Consider the following 6,000-nt stretch of genomic DNA (forward strand, 5'->3'; position numbering starts at 1 on the left):
GCTTGAATTTCAGCAGAAAATTTCAGTAAATTGATGCAAATAAGAGCCATAAACTTGGAGATAAACTGAATAGAAAAAGCTCTTAAGCCTTAGCTATCGTGACTTTTAGCTTTATTCAGCAAGCCCTACTTACTAGATGGAAAAACTAAGACGTTATAGTTTTCAGTGCCTGATTTCTATAGGTAACAACATCTACGAGATGGCAAAACTAAGACGTTATAGTTTTCAGTGCCTGATTTCTAGAGGCAACAACATCTAATAGATGGAAAAACTAAGACGTTATAGTTTTCAGTGCCTGATTTCTAGAGGCAACAACATCTAATAGATGGAAAAACTAAGACGTTATAGTTTTCAGTGCCTGATTTCTAGCAGAAACTATACATATAGCGAGAGCGAATACCATTCGCCCCCTACAAATGGAAGGAATTTTCCCCTAAACTTCCTTCAAAAATTATTTGACTGATAACTGATAACTGAAATTTGCCCCCCTAGCCCCCCAACTTTGGGGGGAATAAGAGTAAATTTGCTTGCTCTAGTCCCCCAATTTTGGGGGATTTAGGGGGCGAGTGATGTAGCATATTGGACTTCTCAGACAACCTCTAATGCGTATTAGTTGGAAACTTTTGGTAGAAATTTCCCCCTAAACTTCCTTCAAAAATTATTTGACTGATAACTGAAATTTGCCCCCCTAGCCCCCCAACTTTGGGGGGAACAAGAGTCACATTTGCTTGCTCTAGTCCCCCAAAATTGGGGGATTTAGGGGGCTTTGGATATCGCAAATTTCTCAGACAACCTCTTAAAGGTAGTAAAGCTGATAACTGATAACTGATAACTGATAACTGAAAAATGCTTACCCCGCTACACCAACCAAGATGAAAGGTCTCTGTCAATCAAATCTTGTAACTTGAGAATATCTTCACGGTAAAATTCAGTTAATACTTGACGCTCTTCTGAAGAAAGAGGTTTGAGTTCTTTTCCTGCTGAATTTAACTCAATTATACTAGAGCGTAATTTCTGCCGCATTTCTAAAGGCATTAATACTTTAAGCGTTGATGAAATAGCTGTCCTAACTGGATTTTTTGTTTGCAATAAATTATTCAATGCTTGATTCTTAGGTATAGCTGCACTTTGACTACGCTTTGAAGTATCAGGATTAAATGTATCATCTACCCCAATAAACCCATAAATCTCTTGCATAACCTTTAAAGAATCTTTAGTTAAATCATCATAGAGAATAACTTTTAATTGTTCCAGGTTAAAAGTCTCAAAATAATGTTTGATAGGAGAATAATATAATCCTTTCTTGATTGTTGAAGAACTATCTGCCCGAAATTTAACTTGTTCGCTGAGAGACCTAACTTTTCCTACATTTATCCCATCACGAAGGTGCATTAAATAATCAGAATAAGCTCTCTCCACAGGATTTCTCAATATAGCAATCATTTTCACATCAGGAACATAACGTTGAATCATTTCCGATGAAGTTTTATAGCTAACAAGATAGTTAGGAGATGCCTCTCCTATAGCAATCTCATCTTTAACATCCATAAAAAGTTCACAGTATCTTTCCCAGCTATTAATTCTTTTTCTTGTTCCTGTATCTGGTGCTTTTTCTGTCTTATTTTCCCAATCTGTAGCGAAAAAATTTGTTTCCTTAATGGGACTCATATAAACTTGGGGATGTTCATTTAAATATTTATAGATAGATGTAGTTCCTGCTTTCTGTACTCCTATTATGAGAAAAGTTGGCAACTTCATTGTATTTCTCCTAAATTTAAACTTATAGATATAGACACTTATTATTAAAGGTATCAGACTACTAATTCGGAGTTTAGAGCATAATTTAGTATAATGCTGAAATTACAATTTATTAAGAGCTATCTTCCACACATTCCGATAACTTAGTAACTCTTCATTCCTTGTTATATCTTAAATTTAGTTTACTGCATTGATAGGCTATTTTGACTACTCCCCGGACTCAAGTCACGGGGATTCTAAGTAGATACTACGCAACAGAATAAATCCGTGTTGCTCCCTCTGTTCTTAGCTGACCAAAGATAAACTCTCTGGGGACAAGTCAATGTGCCCCTACACAGTTAGCTTAAGTAGGGGCGAACGGCCGCCCCTACAGCTTTGCGGCTTACTTTTGCGATTATATTTGCAGCCCCATTACAGTCTGCATTAATACACCAATTATTGCCTGTTCTATACAAACCACTCTTTATTCTCTTTCCTGACGGTTTCCAATTATTGGGTTTCTCACCATAATTAGGCAGATAGTCACCATCTAAAAATGAAGGGGCGAATGCCATTCGCCCCTACAAGTATAACTTTCTTGGTGTTTCTATAAATATTATTCCATATTCATCACACAACTGAGCTATCCTTTCTTTCAGTCTAGCTGTCGGAATTAGTACAAATTCTGAATTACTTTTCTTTCCTAATTCTATTTGATTTTTCTGACCTTTATTCCAACCAAAAACAATTGTACCAAGATGATTTTTAAACAATGATTAATTACTATTCTGGCCGCTTTATTAATACCCAAATCGAATTTGGCGGTTACGCTTTTCTGTAATGGCAGCTAATTTAGGAGTAGAAAAATCGAATATTTGACCATCAACAAAAAACTTGAATAGCCATTTTATTATTTTAAAGGAACTGCAAAAATGATAAAATTGCCCCATGAAGCTTTTTCCTTGCTAAGGAAATATTTTCTACGGGGTTTTTATCCAGAGTATTAGGGGCGAATTTTGTACAAGTTATCAACCATTCTTACTCGAATATATCTTGATTAATTTTAGTTAAATATTCTCGCAATTATTGAGAGTCATTAAGGAGTTACACCATCCCAAAATATCGGTAATCTTTTTCCTGGTATTTGTTTCTACGGGAATATTCTTTCACTATAAATTATTTAGTTTGATAATCTCATACTATTTCTCAAAAGAATACTATACTTATGCAATACTTCAATGATTAAATAATTAGTAGGATTCAATAACGTTTTGAGCGATTATTAGCGAGTAAGTGTATATTATTCTTATGTTTACTACTCCCCTACTCCCCTACTCCCCTACTCCCCTGTACCTTCTGCCTTCTTCAATTATTATCTCACTTTTTGAGTTTGTTTTTAATTGGGTCCACGGGAGATTTTGACTCTAACAACAAACCAGTATGTTCATCATCATTATCCTCGTCTTGAGGAAATAATTCGGAAATTTCTGATTGATATTTCTCCGTTCGATTTGGAATCATTTTATAAGCTTTTAATAAAATTTCCGATTGTGCCAATAGTAAATCATGTAAATCTATCAATCTTAAATTCCCATTCGACAAAACTATAACTATCGGCTCGTAAACATAATTTTTTGGTCTATTTAAGGCAGTTAGTACTGCAGCATTAATTTGAAAATTTTCAGAAAGAACTAAAGGGGGAGTACTAAGAACATCTAGCAATTCACTCACAGGTTTCTTAGAGTAAAAGTCTTTATTTCCTGGTAATTTCATATACTCTAAGAATCTGACTTGTGAAATCATACCCAACATTTTTGTACTTTTAGTAATAATAACTCCTGGTAATTCTGGTTGTAGTCTAAATTTTTCGGCTACTCTTTTTCCGGAAGTAGTAATATTCACTTGAAAATCGTGGAAAGGTAAATTTCCGACAGTAGAATAGAGTGTCATTTCAGTTATCAGTCATCAGTCATCAGTTATCAGTTATCAGTTATCAGTACCTCTTGCTGGAGCAAGAGGCTTGAAATCTGAAATATTCTCTTTCTCTTGGCCTAATGGATCTGGCGCAGGTTTTCTCCCCATCCTACCCTACGGGAAGCCCCGAAGATCAACCGATCTCTTGGTCTCATGGATATGGTGAGGAGACCCGCTCTTATCAGAGCCGCTCCGCGGTCCGCCATCCCACCCTACGGGAAGCTCTGCTTTCCGTTTGTCATGCTGCGCTTGACCTTTTGCGAAGTGCAAAACGACCGCTTTTTATCCCCTTAAAAGAGCAGGGCTAATTCATTGTCGTCAGAGAATATTTATAACCCTATATTTTTAGGACTTACGCAGATACGCTATATATAGCGCTCATAACTGTTGGACAATAGTTATTGGGCTCTATAAATAGTGCCTTTGCGTAAGTCCTGATTTGAGATCCTGTGCTTCCCACCCTCCCCACCCTCCCCACACTCCCCACACCCTCCTTTTTTCTCTGGTGACAATAAATTGACCCTGCCTTAAAAGGCTATCCATTACCCACATCTTTCTTAACATAAGGTTTGACAAAATCTAGGAATTGTGTATTTTTAAAGAAAAACTCTGAGTTTAACCAAAAAGTCAGTCAATGGAACAGTGGATAACAGCAGAACTTGAAAGAACTGAATTGGGGATAAAGAAGGACTAAAGGTTAATTAAAATAGTAGAATATCTGAGTGCTTCACGCCTAAGCCAGTGTACCTCAAGCCAGTGGAACATGGTAACAAACCAAAGCCACCTATAAATTCTGGGATTCACCCTACATCAAACCATCTATGATCAGACTTGGACATATTGATGCCACAGTAGAGAGAATGGCCAAATATCAGGTAGTATTAGCAATACAAGATACTACAGAACTGAATTACACCAGCCATAAAGCTCTATCAGGAACAGGATATCTCGACAGTAAATATGCACTCTTGACTAAAAGTCCACTCAGTTTTAACAGCGAGTACACAGGGAATACCACTAGGCATTATTGAACAAGAGGTATGGTCCAGAAATGAAGTTGAATTAGGAAAGGCTGAACAAAGAAAACAAAAACCAACCACACAAAAAGAAAGTCAAAGATGGCTTGATAGTTTAATTAAAACTGAGTCAATCATTCCCAATCACTTGCAAGTAGTGACAATTAGACATCTCCAAAATAGAAAATAAGGTAAAATTATCAAAACCATTTATGTATACAGTCTCCCAAATGAATCCAACTTTAGAATATATTTCTAATCATCCACTCATAAACAAAAAGAATTATTGGTATTACTTATGAACAGCTAATAAAATTAATAGAAAATGCCCAAAGAATAGAATCAGAAAAAAAGGAGGCGATGTAGCTGCCGCACTTGCTCCGCCAACGCCAAAACAGAAAAAGATTAATTAAAGCAGGTGGAGGAAGAAAAAAGAATTTAACAAAGGAAGAAGAAATAATTTTAACGTGATTTTATTTACATCAAATACCAACTTTTCAAACATTAGGAATTAACTTTGGTATAAGTGAATCAAGTGCTAATAATATTTTTCGCGCTCTGGATAGATATTCTCAGAGAATTACTGCCAGCAAGTTTATTAGAACAAGTAAAAAAAAAGTTTTAGGTATTGGAATGGGTAAAGGAGATATTAACAGAATTAGAATTAATTGTAGATAGTACAGAACAAGGTAGAGAAAGACCAAGTGAATATAAAAACCAAGAAAAATATTACTCAGGAAACAAGAAAAATCATAATGAGTAAAAATCAAATAATAACGACACCAAAAGGAACAGAAATAGTGGATGTAATAGTAGGAGAAAAAGGTCCAGTAAGTGATGTAAAAATATTAAGAAAACAACAGGATAAAAAACTTTGATAAAAAACAAAAATTCCAAGGAGATAAAGCTTATGAAGGAGTAGAAAGAACTACTACACCAAAAAGAAACCAAGAAAAAAGAAATGCCACCAGAAATCAAAGAAGAAAATCAAGAAAAAGCCAAAAAAGAATATTTGTAGAACATGTAATAAGATTAATTAAAATATTTGGACTTGCTAGAGAAAGATTCAGATTAAAAGATAATAATTATCAAAAAGTAATTTTAACAATATGTGGTTTAGTGCGACTAAGAATTGGCTCATTTATATTAGTATAAATCATCAAAAACTGAGATAAAAATAATAAATCAAAGTCTAATAAATATTTGAATTAGTAACACTAAGTGTCTCTGATACCCATAAAACTGTACAAATTAACTATCTTCATAAGTAGCG

At 34.9% G+C, this 6,000-nt stretch carries 8 protein-coding genes and 1 pseudogene; 4 read left to right on the forward strand and 5 right to left on the reverse strand.

Features of this window, described 5'->3' with window-relative positions:
* Positions 1 to 858 precede the first annotated feature (858 nt).
* From SAGCYANO_RS36610 to SAGCYANO_RS36625, 5 genes and pseudogenes are all read right to left on the reverse strand, one after another.
* Positions 859 to 1,758: a sulfotransferase gene (locus SAGCYANO_RS36610; protein WP_202224531.1), complete on the reverse strand. Its 900-nt coding sequence runs from the start codon at positions 1,756 to 1,758 to the stop codon at positions 859 to 861.
* 338 nt (positions 1,759 to 2,096) lie between these two features.
* On the reverse strand, positions 2,097 to 2,312 hold the full coding sequence (locus SAGCYANO_RS36615) for a hypothetical protein (protein WP_202224532.1): 216 nt from the start codon (positions 2,310 to 2,312) through the stop codon (positions 2,097 to 2,099).
* 6 nt (positions 2,313 to 2,318) lie between these two features.
* On the reverse strand, positions 2,319 to 2,510 hold the full coding sequence (locus SAGCYANO_RS36620) for a hypothetical protein (protein ID WP_202224533.1): 192 nt from the start codon (positions 2,508 to 2,510) through the stop codon (positions 2,319 to 2,321).
* A 27-nt stretch (positions 2,511 to 2,537) separates the two neighbouring features.
* A pseudogene (locus SAGCYANO_RS46485) lies at positions 2,538 to 2,887 on the reverse strand (hypothetical protein); the annotation flags it as partial.
* A gap of 227 nt (positions 2,888 to 3,114) precedes the next feature.
* Complete coding sequence (locus tag SAGCYANO_RS36625; protein ID WP_202224534.1) at positions 3,115 to 3,687, reverse strand: hypothetical protein; 573 nt, start codon at positions 3,685 to 3,687, stop codon at positions 3,115 to 3,117.
* 845 nt (positions 3,688 to 4,532) lie between these two features.
* On the opposite strand from SAGCYANO_RS36625, the gene SAGCYANO_RS36630 reads away from it, so the two are divergent.
* From SAGCYANO_RS36630 to SAGCYANO_RS46500, 4 genes are all read left to right on the forward strand, one after another.
* The gene (locus tag SAGCYANO_RS36630) at positions 4,533 to 4,742 is read left to right on the forward strand and encodes a hypothetical protein (protein ID WP_202224535.1); all 210 of its coding nucleotides are present in this window, start codon (positions 4,533 to 4,535) and stop codon (positions 4,740 to 4,742) included.
* 495 nt (positions 4,743 to 5,237) lie between these two features.
* Positions 5,238 to 5,405: a hypothetical protein gene (locus SAGCYANO_RS46490; RefSeq protein ID WP_237395766.1), complete on the forward strand. Its 168-nt coding sequence runs from the start codon at positions 5,238 to 5,240 to the stop codon at positions 5,403 to 5,405.
* 26 nt (positions 5,406 to 5,431) lie between these two features.
* Positions 5,432 to 5,605 (forward strand): transposase family protein, encoded by a 174-nt coding sequence (locus SAGCYANO_RS46495; protein WP_237395754.1) that lies wholly within the window; start codon positions 5,432 to 5,434, stop codon positions 5,603 to 5,605.
* Positions 5,592 to 5,882 carry a transposase family protein gene (locus SAGCYANO_RS46500; protein WP_237397034.1) on the forward strand — a complete coding sequence of 97 codons (291 nt, stop codon included), beginning with the start codon at positions 5,592 to 5,594 and terminating at the stop codon, positions 5,880 to 5,882. Before SAGCYANO_RS46495 ends, SAGCYANO_RS46500 begins: the two co-directional genes overlap by 14 nt.
* The last annotated feature ends 118 nt before the right edge of the window (positions 5,883 to 6,000 follow it).

Origin of the sequence: Okeania sp. KiyG1, from assembly GCF_014132355.1 — a bacterium.
Classification (GTDB): Bacteria; Cyanobacteriota; Cyanobacteriia; order Cyanobacteriales; family Microcoleaceae; genus Okeania.

Coding starts and splice junctions, on each gene's coding strand:
- SAGCYANO_RS36625 (WP_202224534.1), bottom strand. CDS start 3,687: ATGACACTCTATTCTACTGTCGGAAATTTACCTTTCCACGATTTTCAA.
- SAGCYANO_RS36615 (WP_202224532.1), bottom strand. CDS start 2,312: ATGGCATTCGCCCCTTCATTTTTAGATGGTGACTATCTGCCTAATTAT.
- SAGCYANO_RS36630 (WP_202224535.1), top strand. CDS start 4,533: ATGATCAGACTTGGACATATTGATGCCACAGTAGAGAGAATGGCCAAA.
- SAGCYANO_RS36610 (WP_202224531.1), bottom strand. CDS start 1,758: ATGAAGTTGCCAACTTTTCTCATAATAGGAGTACAGAAAGCAGGAACT.